This is a genomic window from Paenibacillus sp. NPDC056933, assembly GCF_042674385.1.
Lineage (GTDB): Bacteria > Bacillota > Bacilli > Paenibacillales > Paenibacillaceae > Paenibacillus.
Window position 1 is genome coordinate 2,611,869 of record NZ_JBHUQN010000001.1, and the last position, 15,441, is coordinate 2,627,309.

Below are 15,441 nucleotides of genomic sequence, written 5' to 3' on the forward strand. Positions count from 1 at the left end.
GGGTCATGACCTTGTACCCTATGAGCGAACTCTCTTGGAAATGAAACTTTAGGAGGCTTTTTTAATGATAACTGCAAAAGCACGAGCTGTAGACGGTCCGCACCAATCATTCCGGGCAGCTGAGATTAAACGACGTGATCTGGATTCTCATGATGTCCTGATCGAAATTAAATATGCTGGTATATGCCACTCTGACATTCATACGGCACATGGCGAATGGGGCCCAGTAAACTATCCCCTCGTACCTGGACATGAGATCGCAGGAATTGTCACAGAAGTAGGACCCGAAGTTTCAAAATACAAGGTTGGTGACCGAGTAGGGGTCGGGTGCATGGTTGACTCCTGTGGTGAATGTGAAAACTGCCGTCGAGGAGAAGAGCAATACTGTCTCAAAGGAAATATTCCTACCTACGCGGGTGTTGACAAGTACGGCGAACCTACGCAAGGCGGGTATTCCACTCACATTGTCGTAACCGAAGGCTTCATCGTCCGTATTCCTGACAACATCGAGCTTGATGCGGCTGCACCACTACTTTGCGCAGGTATTACGACATACTCGCCGCTGCATCATTGGGGAGCTGGACCTGGTAAAAAGGTAGCTGTTGTAGGTATGGGCGGACTTGGCCATATGGCGGTCAAAATTGCGCATGCCATGGGTGCAGAGGTAACTGTTCTGTCACAATCATTGAAGAAGAAGGAGGATGGCTTGCAATTTGGAGCAGATAGTTACTATGCTACAAGAGAGCCAGAAACCTTCGAAAAACTCGCTGGCTCCTTTGATTTGATTATTAACACCGTAAGTGCGAATATTGACATCAATGCTTATTTTGCACTACTTACTCTGGATGGTACTCTGGTTAACGTGGGTGCTCCCGGGGAACCGTTGGCCGTAAACGTAATGTCCCTGATCGGTCATCGCCGTTCGTTCGCAGGTTCAATGATCGGCGGCATCCGCGAGACACAGGAAATGCTTGATTTTTGTGCAGCACATGACATCGTGCCTCAGATCGAAGTCATTTCAGCTGACCAAATTGACGAAGCGTATAAACGTGTATTAGCTTCCGATGTGAAGTACAGATTCGTAATTGACACTAGCACCATTTAAATTGCAGTCGTATCGTATTATTAGGTCAACCAGAATCTTCTGGTTGGCCTTCTTTATTTTCTTTTTACGATAGTGAGTGGATATATATCGATTAATTCCTTTTACATTTCCATCTATTACGGTTACCTGTTTGAGTTGGATGACGGGTCACCAAACATGTCCTTCTGATTTCTTTTGCGGAAACTTCTCGGTGATTCACCAACCGTTTTGGTAAAAAGAATCGTAAAGTAGTTCGGGTTGTCGTAGCCGACCAGCTTGGCAATTTCCCATACTTTTTTCTTGGTTGATACCAACAACCGGGTCGCTTCTCCCATTCTTCGCTGGATCAAGTAATGATAGGGGGAAGTGCCATAGCAGTTTTTGTACATATGGATCAGGTAATAGAAATCAATATGGAACTGATCTGCCAGATCCCTCAACTTGATATTTTGCCTGTAGTGCGTGTCCAGGTAATCTTTAATGCTTTTAGCGAGTGTATTGCTCCGAACGATCTCACCTGCAGTATGCTGATGGCGTGACATGCGATCGACGATCACCAGCACCGCTTTCAGCAGATGATGGGAGATTGAGTCGTAGCCTTCTTCCCGAATTGAAAATTCATTGAACATGGTCTGCATCAATGAACGGATTTCTTCTGAATAACGGTTTGCACGAACGACTGGCTCATTGCCGGGAGGAACAACCCAATCCTTATTTCGTCGGGTACCCTCTTTAAAACGAAAGCCGCAATAAAAGGTTGATAACGGGAATTCCGGGTCCGATCTCTCCTCGTGAAGCGTGCCTTTGTTATAAATGAGAAGATCTCCTTTTTGGGCTAAGTGCTTCGTCCCATCAATCGTGAAGGAGCCTTGGCCCTCATTCACGTATATGATTTCATGCAAGTCGTCATGTTTATGGGTCGGAAAACTCCAATGGGGATTGTCTGCCAACTTTCCTACATAAATAATGATGCAATCTTGACCTTCATGCAGTCGGTCGGGTTCATGGCGTGTATTCATTAATGTTTTCCCTTCAAGATTCTGTGGTGAAATGACAACATGCATAATGTTTTGAATGAAGACCACAACAACCTTGATTGTCGTCTAACATGTCTGACAGTACAATTTCACTATTCAATACTATGTACTATATAACGAACTGGAGGAATGAGACAGCGAAATTTGCTTGGGAAGAGAAACACTTGAGAAATTGAAACGCTTGCAACATTAGAAAGAATTGTGAGGGCTTATTCATGACTAGAAAAAGAGGAAATTTACTTATTTTAACACTTACACTTGTTAGCTTTGTATTAGGAACAACCGAATACGTGATTGTGGGCGTATTGAAGGAAATCGAAACCTACATGAAAGTATCATTGGCTGCCGCAGGTGCGCTCGTATCCGGATTCGCTATCGCCTACGCGATCGGGACGCCGTTTGCCGTTGCTTTTCTGGCCAAAATATCTCGGAGAAATTCCATTTTGATCGGGTTTGCAATCGTGCTTGCATTGAACCTACTAACCGTATTCTCAACGACGTTCTTTTCCTTGATGGGTATTCGAATCGTATCGGCCATTGCATGCGGACTTACGATATCGCTTTCGATCTCGATCGCAAGCGACGCAGTCAACAAGGAACGGAGAGGGGAAGCCATAGCCTGGATTCTGGGCGGATTTTCCATTGCCAATGTGCTTGGCGTCCCGCTAGGCACCTTCATCGGACAGCATCTGAGCTGGTCCATGACGTTCGTCGTTACAGCATGTATCGGTGCAGTGCCGTTTGCGTTCATGTTCCATATACTCCCGCGCCAAACGACAACCATTGCCGGTACATTTAGTGATCAGATGGCTCTCTTTATGAAGCCACGCATATTACTGGCATGCTTGATTCCAGTCCTTGGAAACAGCTGCATCTTCGTGATCTTTACGTATATTACCCCTTTACTGGGGCAATCCATGGGTGTATCCGCACGTTGGATCAGCGCCGTACTTCTCATCTACGGAGCCTGCAGCATTCTGAGCAACTGGATTGGTGCCAAAATAGCCAAAGGTGAGTTCTTATCCAAACTTAAGTGGCTTTTCGTAGTTCAAGCGGTCATTTTTCTAGGACTAAGCTTCACCGTGTCCCACCTGTGGCTCGGCTTGACGTTCCTATTCCTGATCGGATGCCTGTCATCCTCCATGAGCGCTGCGTCTCAACTATATTTGTTCGACGTATCCGGAGCAATCGCACCGAATTCTAAACCGTTTGCGTCTACGCTACTACCTGTGGCGGCAAACGTGGGTATTGCGCTCGGCTCCGGAATAGGCGGGCTTGCCGCCGACATGGGGGGTGTCAAATGGGTACCTCCGGTAGCTGTAGTATTAGCTTTGCTGGCTTTTGGGGTTACAGCGATATGCCAGCGTTCAATTCAATTGAAGCCGGACAAAGCAACCGCTCTTAAAGTGGATTACACCATTCCAAGTACGCATTAGTTTCGAGATAGGCACCTGGAATTGCAAAATGGTTGATCAGCCGGTGTTGAAATACTGCTATAAATCATAAATAAGACCTGATGTATATCAATTCAGTATACATCAGGCTTTATACCTTAACGTTACATCACAGATGTGCGAAGGCCACCAGGGAGGTTGAAGTATTGAACCGAAAGGACTTCATGTCTGAACTTACTTGACAGCATCTGTTTTTTACGTTAAATTACATGCATGCGCATGCTTTTATATGTTTGGCATGAATCCATCGATTTAATCCGGGCGCTGACAGAAGGCTGGTGGATGGAGAGTTTTAACGAGGAGGGGTCCGCTATGGGGCGAAAAACAGGCGATGATGCTCTGGAGAGGGTTTCGGCATGCTTTGGTTGATTTTTATATCCGTTATCATCATTTTTTTCGCAGTTGGACGTCAATTATGGCCTGTACCAAACCTTAAACATCTGGATTACAAAGACTTTATGAGCAGAAGAGATGAATTTGGTGATTACAAGATATTGGATATTCGAGATGCATTTGAGTATTGGACTGAGCCTACAACGGGGACGATTAACATCTCGCTGGGACGCCTTCCTTATGTTTGGGAAAAGCATCTTGTGCCTGATGATCGTGTAATGATAATGCCTACTGGGATATTCAAATCCAAAAAAGCTGCACGAATATTGCGAAAGCAAGGATTTCAATTTATCTACGTTATTAAATAAAGTATTACACATGCCGCTTTTAATGCGTATTTCAGCAAAGGAATATGTTGAGGGTGGATATGGCATTCATGAAAGCATAGCTTTTGCCAAGGATTATCTAAAAGCAGGGGTAGACATGTTCGATATTTCCTCTGGTGGTGAGGGGCCAATTGCTGCTTGGGGTAGACCAAGAACGCATGCTTATCAAGTGCCTTTAGCTAAAGATATTAAACAAGCTCTTGATATTCCAGTGATGGCTGTATGGAGACTTGACGATCCAACGTTAGCTAACGCTGTCATCGGAAATGAAGATGCTGATTTGGTTGCGGTTAATGCCTAGTTCCAAATACCCTTAAAAGGTCAACCTTAATATGGTTGGCCTTTTCTCCATAGGAAACATTAGAAGTTAAGAGTCTTCTCGAATGACTATCTAAGTGGTTATATGGTGAAAATCTAAATATGGATTTTTGCTTGTTTTATGCTGTGTATGTCTCCAGCCATCGAAGTTATAATAACGAAAGCTCTGGTACGGATACCACGTGAAGGTTATAATTACAATATGCAAATCGACATAAGTCCAGGGAGATAACCGATTGACTAAATACTACGATATAGAACAGGTGAACACTTGATGAATACCCATATGGATAACAAACTTTTAGATCGTTGGCTAAGCTTTAGTGATATTCAGACTAGGATTAATAATAGGTTGGAAAGTGCTTTAGAAGAGAAGTACAGCCTGTCATTAAAGGAATTTTATGTTCTTTATTTTCTTTCTCAAACTCATGATAAGCAACTAAGATTGCAGCAATTGCAAGACATGATCGGTTTGAGTCAGAGTGCCATATCACGACTTGTTGTGAGAATGGAAGCCCAAAATTGTGGTGCTTTACAACGGCATGTTTGTGAAGATGATCGAAGAGGGGTCTATACCTGCTTAACTGACCTTGGGGAGAGTAAATTCAAACAAGCATTAATTACTTTTAATGAAATCATGCAATCGGCTTGCTTGGAAGACGAACTTCAAAAAGAAATTCAAGCATTGATTCAGCAAAGTACAACAGAATGAATATTCTTACACAACAATCGTTTCTTGGTATTTAACCTCGGAACGATTGTTTATTTTTTCACTTCTATTTATAATTGGTGTTTCGTTCACTTTCTCGGAATGATATAAAGCGACCCATCTTCGCAATACTCTGCATATGCTATATCCTTAATATTGTCGTATCCCTGTTTCTGCATCTCCTTCCTTACCTTATCCATATCAATTCGACTTCCTCTCATCGACTTCTTCAGTAGCTCCCCTTTATCAATCACTGTAATAGCGAAATTATCGGATTGTGTTTCCAAGCCCAAATCTTGAGCAGTTGGCGGTTCATATTCAGGCTTGCGAAGGACGGACAGCGATCCGTCTATTTCTAAGACGGCATGTTTCACTTCCTGGAGCGAAAAAACATTCTGTTTTCTAAGCATGGAGAGCAACTGTTTAAACTCAATATCATATTTCTTCATTAAGCTTTGATTTACGATTCCATTATCAATTAAGAGAGCAACTCTACCCTCTGCCACATAACCAAATTTCACAAATCGGGTTGTTGCTTTCTCAAAAAGGTACGCGAGGGCAGTCCAAACTGCCAATGCAAATATAAGATGAGTCACTTTTACCTGATCGTCATACAGCGTATTCCCCACAATTTCACTTAGTACTAAAGAAGTTAGGAAGTCTAGTGGTGTAAGTTGACTTAGCGTTTTTCTACCTGTGATAAAAGTAATGGCCCATAGACCGAAAAAGCTAATCACTAGCTTGATGGTTAAATCCATAAACATATTGATATACCTCCCAAAAAAACAATATATGATGAACAATTACCCGATTATTTATATAAAAAAACATACATAACTTTGAATGTCCAATTCATCCAGAAGTCCAATATTTGACGCTTTATAAAATAAGTGGAGATATCTGGAAATCCGTTTAATGAAAACCGTCCCTTTTTTTAAACGAAATTTAAGTTGATCATTAAACCAGTGTAAGGTTGGCCGACTATACTTTCATCAGTGCTTCACAATTCATTCGAAGGAGAGATTTATATTTATATCAATCATTCAAGTTCATTAACTTCAAATCTAATCAGAATAGCAACCGTCAGCACACTCACTCTGATTTTGGCGGCATGTCCAATCTTAAGCACGGGTATCGCTGCGGCTACACCATCTACAGGATCTACGCTTTCACAAGCCACAGAAGATGTTAAAGCCCAGGCGTCTATTCAATACCGAATTCAAGCCCGGCTGAACGAGAAGAATATGACCGTAGAGGGGAATGAATCGATTACTTACCGAAATACAAGTAAAGATACATTGAAAGAGTTAGTTTTTCATACTTATGCGGATGCCAATCTTTCGAAATCAACACAGACGACCATGTTTGAACGTTCCAATGAAGAAATAAGCAAAAATAACCCTGATAAGAAACCAGAGGACTTTCTTGGTGGGATTGATATTCAACGAGTGACGGGCGGAAATCAAGCTCTTGATTTCAGTAATAAAAACCAGGCTTTGACGGTGAAATTGGAGCAGCCGATCAAGCCAGGGGAAACCGTTTCTGTTAAAGTAGGATTTAATGTGAAGATTCCATACGGCTCACAACGCTTATCGTATTACAAAGATATAATCAATGGAGCTCACTGGTTTCCAGTAGTGTCTGTTTATGACGAGACCAAGCATGAATGGGATTCCAAACCCTATAGTCAATCCTTTGAAACGGATTACTACACTTCCGCAGATTATGAAGTTCAGTTCGATGTTCCCGAACAATATCAGGTCATGATGCCTGGTACGATAACAACACGGAATAGTGACAAAAATGGGCGCAAAGTGGTGTCAGCTGTGGCCCAGAATACGAGAGAATTTGTTTTCTTTGCCAGCCCGAACTTCAAAGTGGACAGCGTAACCCGGAATGGGCTTACCGTAGAGTATTATTATTTTGACAACCAACCGGGAAAGAAAAAGATGGTTGAGGGGTATATTGATCAGGCATTTAAAGTCATTAATTTTTTCAGTGACAAATATGGTAAGTACCCTTATCCGGAATTCCGGATTGTTGAATCGTATGTGGAAGGGGTAGCAATCGAGTATTCAAGAGTCATTCAAATGGGGCAAATCCAAATGAATTCCCTTCCTGAACGGGACACGGTATTTGTCCATGAAATTGCACATCAATGGTTCCATGCGTTAATCGGAAATAATTCGGAGACAGAATCTTTTCTGGACGAAGGGTTTGCTGACTTTTCCAAGGTGTATTTTGCTGAGAAGCATGGGCATCCGCTAAATGGCTTTAAAACCATCCAATTTGACGATGCCACTGTGGATAAAGCCATTGCTTCACCCAATGACGAGGTGGGAGACTGGGCAGGTACAGTTTATTACGATAAAGGCCGCCAGGCGATATATCAACTGTACCGATCCGTCGGAGAAGAGCAATTTGATACATTTATGAAAGCCTATTTTAAACGTTATGTGTACCAAAATGCTACGATTGACGGTCTTCTCCAAACGATAGAAGATGTATTAGGGGAAACGGCGAGAAACGATATGAAGCAGGCCCTTTATCAGCCTAACTTTGTACTGAAGCCTGAATATCAACTGTCGAAAGAGGAAAAAAAGGCGTATCTGCATGAACAGTTTCAAACATTGTATGAATCATCTTTAACTCAGCTTCCGAATTTGCCTTTTGAAACGATGAGCCGTGTGATGAATAAAGCGTTTCAGGGTGAGCCACTGGCCATTGTGCTCAGTGATCAGGTGAGCAAGTCAGCGAACAAACAACAGGAAGCGATGGTTGCTCAACTCACATCACTTCTAGATTTATCCGGAGTGAAGTATGATGTAATTCAAGACCGTCAAGTCTTGAAGAAAAAAATGAAAAAAGAGCTTGGTACCAGTAACCTGATTGTGATCGGTAATACGCAATCGAACGGTTTGGTTCAAGCATTAAAGACCAACATCATGGACCGAGCTGATAAAATCGATTTTCAATGGAAGAAAACCATGAATCAGCCATCTGCGAATGGAGCCTATGTTATCAAACATCCGTATAATCAAAATCGCTTGATGCTGCACTATTTCTGGAATGAAGATCATCTGAGTGCGGAAGCACTTGAATCGTACTTGATGAAAATGCAGGAATCCACTGGATTTACCGATGCTTTTTATCAGTACTATGTGCTGGACAGAACAGGCAAGGTAAAACTGGATAAAAAAGTGGACAATCCCCTTTCGAAATTTTTCGAGTAGAACTAAGCCCAAGTCGCCTATATGGCGACTTTTTTGATTTGAGATCATTTCTGGTTTGTTTGGCTGCTTGACGGGTAAGTATAACGTGGATATTTAAATGGAATCAAATAATACGCCGTGGAGGACAATGAAGAATGTGAGGGAAAGCATTGATTGTTAATATACTGCAAATAATAACAATATAATGTGCAAAGACATCTAAAAGATGGGTTACAGCAACATCAATGACAAGAAAATGATCATTAGTATTCGGAGAACACCGAGATGAGGAGGACATATGAAAACAACCAAGGTCTCATTTTTTGTACTATCACTAATTCTGCTTCTAGTGGCGGGGTTATCCGGATCGTCGGGGGATGCGAGTGCAACTTCCACTTCAGGTAAAACATACGTGATCGGCACAGACATCACATTTGCTCCATTTGAGTTTCAAGATGTGAATGGCGATTTTGTCGGTATCGATATGGATTTGCTCGATGCCATTGCCAAAGACCAAAATTTCAACTATGAAATTAAAGCGCTGGGCTTTAATGCAGCAGTGCAAGCACTTGAGTCGAATCAGGTGGATGGTGTCATTGCGGGAATGAGTATTACGGATGAGAGAAAACAAAAGTTTGATTTTTCAGAATCTTATTATCCATCAGGTGTTGTTATGGGGATTAGCGTAAATAACGATACCGTGAAAAGTTATGAAGATCTTCGAGGCAAAAAGGTTGCCGTGAAAACGGGAACAGAAGGGTACAGCTTTGCTGAATCCATCGCCTCCAAATACGGCTTTACGATCGTTCCGTTTGATGATTCTGCGCAAATGTATGACGATGTGAAAACCGGGAACTCCGTAGCCTGTTTTGAAGATCACCCCGTATTGGCCTATGGGGTGAACCAGAATAACGGTTTGAAAATCGTTACCGAGAAAGAAGAGGGAGCCTCCTACGGATTTGCGGTAAGCAAGGGTAAGAATCAGGAATTACTTGAGATGTTTAATACAGGCCTGACGAATATTAAGGCTAATGGTGAATATAAACGCATTACTGAAAAATACCTTGGTGAGAATGCTCCAACTGCCAACCTGGGTCGCTGGGAATTGATTCAGAAATCGCTTCCTTCACTATTCAAGGGTTTGGGAAACACACTCTTATACACGATTGTATCTCTGTTTTTTGCTTTTATCATCGGCTTGATTTTTGGCTTTATGAAAGTGGGACAAAATAAATTCCTTCGTGGGGTTGCGACCGTATTTGTGGATATTTTCCGAGGGATTCCGTTGATTGTCCTTGCGTTCTTTATCTATTTCGGGATTCCGCAGGCCATGGGCTTTACGATGCCGCTGTTCCTGGCCGCCATTCTGACACTGAGTTTGAATGCAGGGGCATACGTAACAGAAATTATTCGTGGAGGTATTCAGTCGATAGATCGTGGACAGATGGAAGCGGCTCGTTCATTGGGCCTTCCTTATCGCAAAGCCATGATGAAGATCGTCATTCCCCAAGCCATACGGGTGATGATTCCTTCGTTTATTAATCAGATGGTCATTACACTGAAAGATACGTCAATCTTGTCTGTCATTGGCCTTGTGGAGTTGACGCAATCCGGTAAAATTGTCATCGCAAGAACGTTCGCCTCGTTTGACATTTGGCTAGTTGTTGCGGTTATGTACTTGATTGTCATCATCACATTGACTAAAATCGCTGATTATCTGGAGGTGAAGGTTCGTCGTGGGTAAAATTATGGTTGAAGGATTAAAGAAAAGTTTCGGTTCAAATCAGGTTCTAAAGGGAATTGATATGTCGGTCATCGAGGGTGAAGTGGTCTGTGTCATCGGACCGTCCGGTTCGGGTAAAAGCACGTTTTTGCGCTGTATTAATCAGTTAGATGAGATTACAGCTGGACGGGTTATTGTAGATGATCAGGATCTGAATGATCCCAAAACGAACATTAACAAAGCACGCGAAAATATCGGCATGGTGTTCCAGCATTTTAACCTGTTTCCTCATTTCAGTGTGCTGAAAAACATCATGTTTGCCCCCAGAGAACTTGGGATATTAAATGAAAAGGAAGCGCGGGACACCGCGCTCCGATTACTTGAGCGTGTCGGATTGTCTGATAAAGCAAACAGCTATCCAAATCAGCTTTCGGGTGGACAGAAACAACGGGTTGCCATTGCCCGAGCACTTGCCATGAATCCCGACGTTATGCTATTTGATGAACCGACTTCGGCGCTTGACCCCGAGATGGTAGGCGAAGTACTTGGTGTCATGAAGGATCTGGCGAGCGAAGGAATGACGATGATCATCGTTACCCATGAGATGGGATTTGCCCGTGAAGTGGCTGACCGGGTTATCTTCATGGATGGCGGCTATATCGTAGAGCAAGGTACGCCTGAGGACATATTCGGAAATCCGAAAAATGAGCGGACGATCAGCTTTTTGGAAAAAGTACTCTAAATTTTCAACGGGGTAAGAACATTGAAAGTCGCTAATATAGCGGCTTTTTTGCTTATGGCTTTAGCAGTGGAGTGTATAAACGCACGAAACCTGCTTATGCGGGCGGGTGGAGGTAATCATTAATTGCTAAGTCATCATTTTGCAGAATTCGATTATTATCGCACATGGGTACAATAACAAAATAACCTTCCCGGTACAACTCCGAGAAGGTAGGCATGTCGAGCATGCTATACGACAGCATGAGTTTATGATGTTATATCATGGACCCGGATACTGCATTAATCGAGTGATTTGTTCGTTCCAGCCCGTTCTATGATGACTTTCCAGTCCTCTTCTACAAAAAGTGCCTCATCCTCATCCTCCGGTCCACCGATCCGGGCCTCAAGAATGACCATCCTGGTTTCAGCCAGAATAGAAAATAGACCCTTCAAGGTAATCGCGAACTGATGGCCTGTAGTCACCTGCATGATCTCACCATTGATAAATACCTGACCGCTGCCTGAAAGGATAGTCCATGCTTTGCATCCTGACCGATGCTGTCGCAATCCGATATGTTTGCCGGGCAGAAGTATGATACTCAATGTGGTTACGGTTGTATTTTCGTCTTCCACCGCTTTCTCCATAACACGATAGCTGCCCCAGGTTGCTTCACCGTACATCGATTGCAGTGGCAAACTGCCCAATTGCTCTTTAATTTCATCTGAATTTTTTTTGTTCGCAATGAGAATGCCGTCTGGACTTGCCGCAGCGATAATACCCGGGATTCCGATGATCTGGATCGGGTAGGGCAGTACGTTAACGATATGGGAACCCGAAGATTGTCCGGATATTCCGCCTTTTCCGAATACATTCGAATCCAGCTGGGCGCACAGCGCATCCCAGCTTCCGATATCCTGCCATTCTCCGTTATACGGAAGTACAACGGACCGCTGCGTTTGTTCAGCAACTTGCTTGTCAAAACTGCGTTCAGGCAGCTGTTCATACAAGGTTAATAATTGTTCATAATGAACAGGAAGCCCGGATTTTTCAATATGGGATAACATAAACGCGAGTGGGAAGGCGTATACCCCGGAGTTCCATAGTGCGCCGCGCCTTAACAGGGCTTCAGCAATATCCGCTTTCGGCTTCTCTATAAATTCTGCTACTGTCGAATAAGCATCCCGTTCTTTCTTGTCAGGCAGGATGTATCCATACTGTTCCGAAGCATGTGTAGGCCTTGTCCCAATCAAAGCGATATCGGCATCGGACTGCTTCAATATGTCAGGAAGCAAACTGAAGCTGCTAAAAAAGTCTTCGCTTGCGAACACATCCGCCGGCACGATACAGATCATATCGTCTGCTCCAGCTATGCCGAAGGATTGCAGATACAATGTCGCCAAAGCGGCTGCAGTAAACGTTCCCCGCTTAAAGGGTTCCCCGATAACGGGTATCTTGCCTTGGGTATGCCGGGTCGTTATGTTGACCTGATCCTGGTGTGAGATAATGATCGTTGAATCGAGCAAATGCAAGCTTTCCAGCTGTCGGCATACTCTGCCCATCATGGACTCCCTTCCACCTGAGGGAGAGGGAAGTATATCAACAAACAACTTGGAGCGAAGCTCATTGGATAGCGGCCAGAGTCTTTTGCCAGAGCCGCCGCACAGCAGTACGATATGCATGGGCTTCCTCCTTAAGCTTTGGGAGCTTTACTGTAGATTTTACGTTTGTGAAAGGACAGCGAACGGTATTTAAGCGCCAATTTGCGGAACTCTTGCTCTTTTAACGAAGAAGCATTTGTATTCAGACTTTTGTTCATTGCACTTTTGAGGATCATGCTCCCCGGACTGTTCGTGTACATAAAGTTGGCATAGGTCTCGTACTCGGAGAAGCCGAACTGCTTCTTCTTATTGATATTGGAAATAACCGCTTTGTACCACGGCAGCTGATGGATGGCTTCGATTTTCTTTTTCAGGGCAGAGAGCTTTGACTTTTCGAACAGCATATAATGGGTCACAAAAGAGCGGGGACGGGGCGCTTTCTTGCCCAACAGCTTACGATAGGTATTGAAATATTCCGGCTGGCTCCAATCGCGGCAGTAAAATACAGTCTTGTTTTCAACCGTAAATGAATGCGGCTTAATCAGGACGGTATCCGCATCCATTACCAGAAAGTACTTCGCTTTCACAATATGATCTCCGTTCATTTTAAGCAGCTGCTGATACAACCAACCTGACCGATTCCAGCGGGAAGAATGATAATGTATATCGTTTTTGGTGATCGGCAGAACGGTCCGTTCATTAACAAAAATACAATTTTTGCGGGAACAGAGTTTTCTGATTTTGTTGCTGGCAGGCGAAACGATATAAATGCGTCCAATCGGATGCTGTACATAACGGCGAATGTTATCGATGACGAGAGGAAGAGTGCTTAAATCTTTTTCAATTGCAGGTATTAGAACATCGATCATAGGCGCACTTTTGATCTGTACTCCGCGCTGAACTCCCATTTCCTCAACTCCTTGCACATTTGATTACGTCTTGTTCATGGTATGTGTGCAGAGATGGTTTGGTCAGGGCATGCGCCAAAACAACATTTTTTTTACGAACAGGGCCTTTGTTTAGGATTGTTTTATCCCTGTTGCATATGTTGCATGATCTTGATGAAACAGCAGGATTTGATTCTTTGCTGAAGGAAGAGGTGTGCTATGGAGATTGATAAATTGCGACCGTTAAGAAGCAAATGGTTGAAAACAAAGGTGATCCTCAAAAACGATCTCATCAAACCGTATATCCCTGACACGCAGAGATATAACAAAAGCAATCTAAGGTCCATGATCAAAAAATACAGTATGATCTATATTAAACCGGAGAGAGGCACGTATGGAATGGGTGTCATTAAAGCGGAGATGGCGAGTGATCAGAACTTTGCTTATCAGATTGAACAAAAACGCCTGACGTTCGACAGTTTTGAGTCGTTTCATACAAGTCTGACACGTCAGGTGCATAAAAGAAGTTATTTGATTCAGAGAGGAATCCATCTGCTTAAGCATAACAACAGACGTTTTGATATCCGAGTCATGATCCAGCTAAGCCCGAAAAATCAGTGGGAAGCTACGGGGGTCATCGGCCGGCTTGGCCATCCGAAAAAAATCGTGACCAATTATCATAGCGGTGGGAAGCCGATGGATGTTCATGAATTGCTGAAATCCCATGCATCTTCAAAGCGCAGGAATGAACTGGTTCAGGAGATGAATGAGCTTGGCTTACGCATAGCCCGTCACATGAAGAAAAAATACCCGCACCTGAAGCAAATCGGCGTGGATATCGGGCTGGACCGAAGTCTGAAGCCCTGGATTATTGAAGTGAACGTCAAACCGGACCCCTATATTTTCAATCAATTAAAGGACAAATCGATGTATCGCAAGGTGATACAATATTACCGCCACACTGCGAAAACAACGAAATAACGTTTCACTTTTAATTAGAACACACATGTGAAACTCGATAATTTGTCTCGCTGCTGGTTTAGTGCACGAGCAGACCAAAAACCCACCTAAAAATGGTGGGTTTTTGGTCCGGGATTAAGTATTTTTGGAACATTCAAGATTGGTGAATTTCCAGCACTAATTTTATTTACCCTTTCACTGCACCTGCAGTAAGTCCGCTGACAATGTATTTCTGACCAAACAAGTACAGAATAAAAACAGGCAATGAAGTAAGAACCAGATTTGCAAAAATGAGATTCCAGTCCCGGCTGTATTTTCCGTAAAAGTTATAAATCGAAAGCGGCATCGTCCAAGTAGAGCTGTCTGTCAGGAAGTAAACCGGAATCGTGATGTCATTCCATACGGACATGAAAACCATGATAGCGACCGTTGCATTAACTGGCAAAATGAGCGGTGTGACGATGCGGAAAAATACGCCGAAGACACTGGCACCTTCCAGAAAAGCCACTTCATCAAGTGCTCTTGGAATCGTTTTAATAAATCCGCTATACAAAAATACACTAAATGCCGTGTTGAGGGCCGCATAGATCAGAATAACACTGCTGATGCTGCCATAGAACCCTAAACCTTGCACAACCCGGATCGTCGTAATAATTGACATCGGTGCAATCAAGCCCATGAAGAAATACATGTAAATCGTGCCTGAAATTCGGGTCTCACGTCGTGCCAGAATAAATGATGCTGCCGAAGAGGCAATGATGTTGATGATGGATGAAACCCCGGTAATCCAGATGCTGTTCAGGAATGCCCTGGATAAGCCACCTTCCTGAAATACGCGAACATAGTTGGAAAACTGCCACGTCTCCGGCAAGCTCAAGGAGAAGCTGAGTACCTCAGCGCTCGTTTTGAACGAACCCAGAATTAGGACGACCAGCGGCAATAGGACGAGTAGGGAGGCCAGGATCAGGAAGCCTTCAACAACATAGTTGCGGATGGTGATTTTGCGTGTATATCCCATG

General features: G+C 43.4%; 13 protein-coding genes and 1 pseudogene. 9 read left to right on the forward strand and 5 right to left on the reverse strand.

The genetic code is table 11. The features are described 5' to 3' along the window. Positions 1 to 64: 64 nt before the first annotated feature. Positions 65 to 1,105, forward strand: coding sequence for an NAD(P)-dependent alcohol dehydrogenase (locus tag ACFTRD_RS11610; RefSeq protein WP_379379894.1), 1,041 nt, complete (start codon positions 65 to 67; stop codon positions 1,103 to 1,105). A 122-nt stretch (positions 1,106 to 1,227) separates the two neighbouring features. Here ACFTRD_RS11610 and ACFTRD_RS11615 read toward each other — a convergent pair whose 3' ends face one another. Further along, entirely contained in the window at positions 1,228 to 2,103 is an 876-nt protein-coding gene (locus tag ACFTRD_RS11615; protein WP_379379896.1) for an AraC family transcriptional regulator, read from the reverse strand. Between the two features lie 233 nt (positions 2,104 to 2,336). On the opposite strand from ACFTRD_RS11615, the gene ACFTRD_RS11620 reads away from it, so the two are divergent. The 4 genes and pseudogenes from ACFTRD_RS11620 (at position 2,337) to ACFTRD_RS11635 (ending at position 5,324) form a co-directional block, all read left to right on the forward strand. Further along, positions 2,337 to 3,557: an MFS transporter gene (locus ACFTRD_RS11620; protein ID WP_379379898.1), complete on the forward strand. Its 1,221-nt coding sequence runs from the start codon at positions 2,337 to 2,339 to the stop codon at positions 3,555 to 3,557. A 374-nt stretch (positions 3,558 to 3,931) separates the two neighbouring features. Next, a complete protein-coding gene (locus ACFTRD_RS11625; RefSeq protein ID WP_379379900.1) occupies positions 3,932 to 4,276 on the forward strand; it encodes a rhodanese-like domain-containing protein in 345 nt (114 codons plus the stop codon). Positions 4,277 to 4,286: 10 nt separating this feature from the next. Beyond that, a pseudogene (locus tag ACFTRD_RS11630) lies at positions 4,287 to 4,586 on the forward strand (NADPH dehydrogenase); the annotation flags it as partial. 300 nt (positions 4,587 to 4,886) lie between these two features. Continuing rightward, positions 4,887 to 5,324: a MarR family winged helix-turn-helix transcriptional regulator gene (locus ACFTRD_RS11635; protein ID WP_379379902.1), complete on the forward strand. Its 438-nt coding sequence runs from the start codon at positions 4,887 to 4,889 to the stop codon at positions 5,322 to 5,324. Positions 5,325 to 5,410: 86 nt separating this feature from the next. Here ACFTRD_RS11635 and ACFTRD_RS11640 read toward each other — a convergent pair whose 3' ends face one another. Beyond that, on the reverse strand, positions 5,411 to 6,085 hold the full coding sequence (locus ACFTRD_RS11640) for a YetF domain-containing protein (RefSeq protein WP_379379904.1): 675 nt from the start codon (positions 6,083 to 6,085) through the stop codon (positions 5,411 to 5,413). A gap of 339 nt (positions 6,086 to 6,424) precedes the next feature. Here ACFTRD_RS11640 and ACFTRD_RS11645 point away from each other — a divergent pair, with 339 nt between their 5' ends. From ACFTRD_RS11645 to ACFTRD_RS11655, 3 genes are all read left to right on the forward strand, one after another. Beyond that, the gene (locus ACFTRD_RS11645; RefSeq protein WP_379379906.1) at positions 6,425 to 8,554 is read left to right on the forward strand and encodes a M1 family metallopeptidase; all 2,130 of its coding nucleotides are present in this window, start codon (positions 6,425 to 6,427) and stop codon (positions 8,552 to 8,554) included. Between the two features lie 277 nt (positions 8,555 to 8,831). Next, a complete protein-coding gene (locus tag ACFTRD_RS11650; RefSeq protein ID WP_379379908.1) occupies positions 8,832 to 10,277 on the forward strand; it encodes an amino acid ABC transporter substrate-binding protein/permease in 1,446 nt (481 codons plus the stop codon). 4 nt (positions 10,278 to 10,281) lie between these two features. Beyond that, positions 10,282 to 10,998 carry an amino acid ABC transporter ATP-binding protein gene (locus tag ACFTRD_RS11655; RefSeq protein ID WP_379381324.1) on the forward strand — a complete coding sequence of 239 codons (717 nt, stop codon included), beginning with the start codon at positions 10,282 to 10,284 and terminating at the stop codon, positions 10,996 to 10,998. Positions 10,999 to 11,276: 278 nt separating this feature from the next. On the opposite strand, the gene ACFTRD_RS11660 is transcribed toward ACFTRD_RS11655, so the two are convergent. Further along, entirely contained in the window at positions 11,277 to 12,656 is a 1,380-nt protein-coding gene (locus ACFTRD_RS11660) for a sugar phosphate nucleotidyltransferase (RefSeq protein WP_379379910.1), read from the reverse strand. An 11-nt stretch (positions 12,657 to 12,667) separates the two neighbouring features. Further along, positions 12,668 to 13,483, reverse strand: coding sequence for a DUF6492 family protein (locus tag ACFTRD_RS11665; RefSeq protein WP_379379912.1), 816 nt, complete (start codon positions 13,481 to 13,483; stop codon positions 12,668 to 12,670). A 198-nt stretch (positions 13,484 to 13,681) separates the two neighbouring features. Here ACFTRD_RS11665 and ACFTRD_RS11670 point away from each other — a divergent pair, with 198 nt between their 5' ends. Continuing rightward, positions 13,682 to 14,443 carry a YheC/YheD family protein gene (locus ACFTRD_RS11670; RefSeq protein ID WP_379379914.1) on the forward strand — a complete coding sequence of 254 codons (762 nt, stop codon included), beginning with the start codon at positions 13,682 to 13,684 and terminating at the stop codon, positions 14,441 to 14,443. Positions 14,444 to 14,609: 166 nt separating this feature from the next. On the opposite strand, the gene ACFTRD_RS11675 is transcribed toward ACFTRD_RS11670, so the two are convergent. Then, entirely contained in the window at positions 14,610 to 15,440 is an 831-nt protein-coding gene (locus ACFTRD_RS11675; RefSeq protein ID WP_379379916.1) for a carbohydrate ABC transporter permease, read from the reverse strand. Position 15,441: the final 1 nt, after the last annotated feature.

Excerpts from the sequence above, each read along its gene's own strand:
- ACFTRD_RS11675 (WP_379379916.1), bottom strand. The coding sequence starts at position 15,440 with ATGGGATATACACGCAAAATCACCATCCGCAACTATGTTGTTGAAGGC.
- ACFTRD_RS11615 (WP_379379896.1), bottom strand. The coding sequence starts at position 2,103 with ATGAATACACGCCATGAACCCGACCGACTGCATGAAGGTCAAGATTGC.
- ACFTRD_RS11665 (WP_379379912.1), bottom strand. The coding sequence starts at position 13,483 with ATGGGAGTTCAGCGCGGAGTACAGATCAAAAGTGCGCCTATGATCGAT.
- ACFTRD_RS11655 (WP_379381324.1), top strand. The coding sequence starts at position 10,282 with ATGGTTGAAGGATTAAAGAAAAGTTTCGGTTCAAATCAGGTTCTAAAG.
- ACFTRD_RS11670 (WP_379379914.1), top strand. The coding sequence starts at position 13,682 with ATGGAGATTGATAAATTGCGACCGTTAAGAAGCAAATGGTTGAAAACA.
- ACFTRD_RS11640 (WP_379379904.1), bottom strand. The coding sequence starts at position 6,085 with ATGTTTATGGATTTAACCATCAAGCTAGTGATTAGCTTTTTCGGTCTA.
- ACFTRD_RS11660 (WP_379379910.1), bottom strand. The coding sequence starts at position 12,656 with ATGCATATCGTACTGCTGTGCGGCGGCTCTGGCAAAAGACTCTGGCCG.
- ACFTRD_RS11620 (WP_379379898.1), top strand. The coding sequence starts at position 2,337 with ATGACTAGAAAAAGAGGAAATTTACTTATTTTAACACTTACACTTGTT.
- ACFTRD_RS11625 (WP_379379900.1), top strand. The coding sequence starts at position 3,932 with ATGCTTTGGTTGATTTTTATATCCGTTATCATCATTTTTTTCGCAGTT.
- ACFTRD_RS11610 (WP_379379894.1), top strand. The coding sequence starts at position 65 with ATGATAACTGCAAAAGCACGAGCTGTAGACGGTCCGCACCAATCATTC.
- ACFTRD_RS11635 (WP_379379902.1), top strand. The coding sequence starts at position 4,887 with ATGAATACCCATATGGATAACAAACTTTTAGATCGTTGGCTAAGCTTT.
- ACFTRD_RS11650 (WP_379379908.1), top strand. The coding sequence starts at position 8,832 with ATGAAAACAACCAAGGTCTCATTTTTTGTACTATCACTAATTCTGCTT.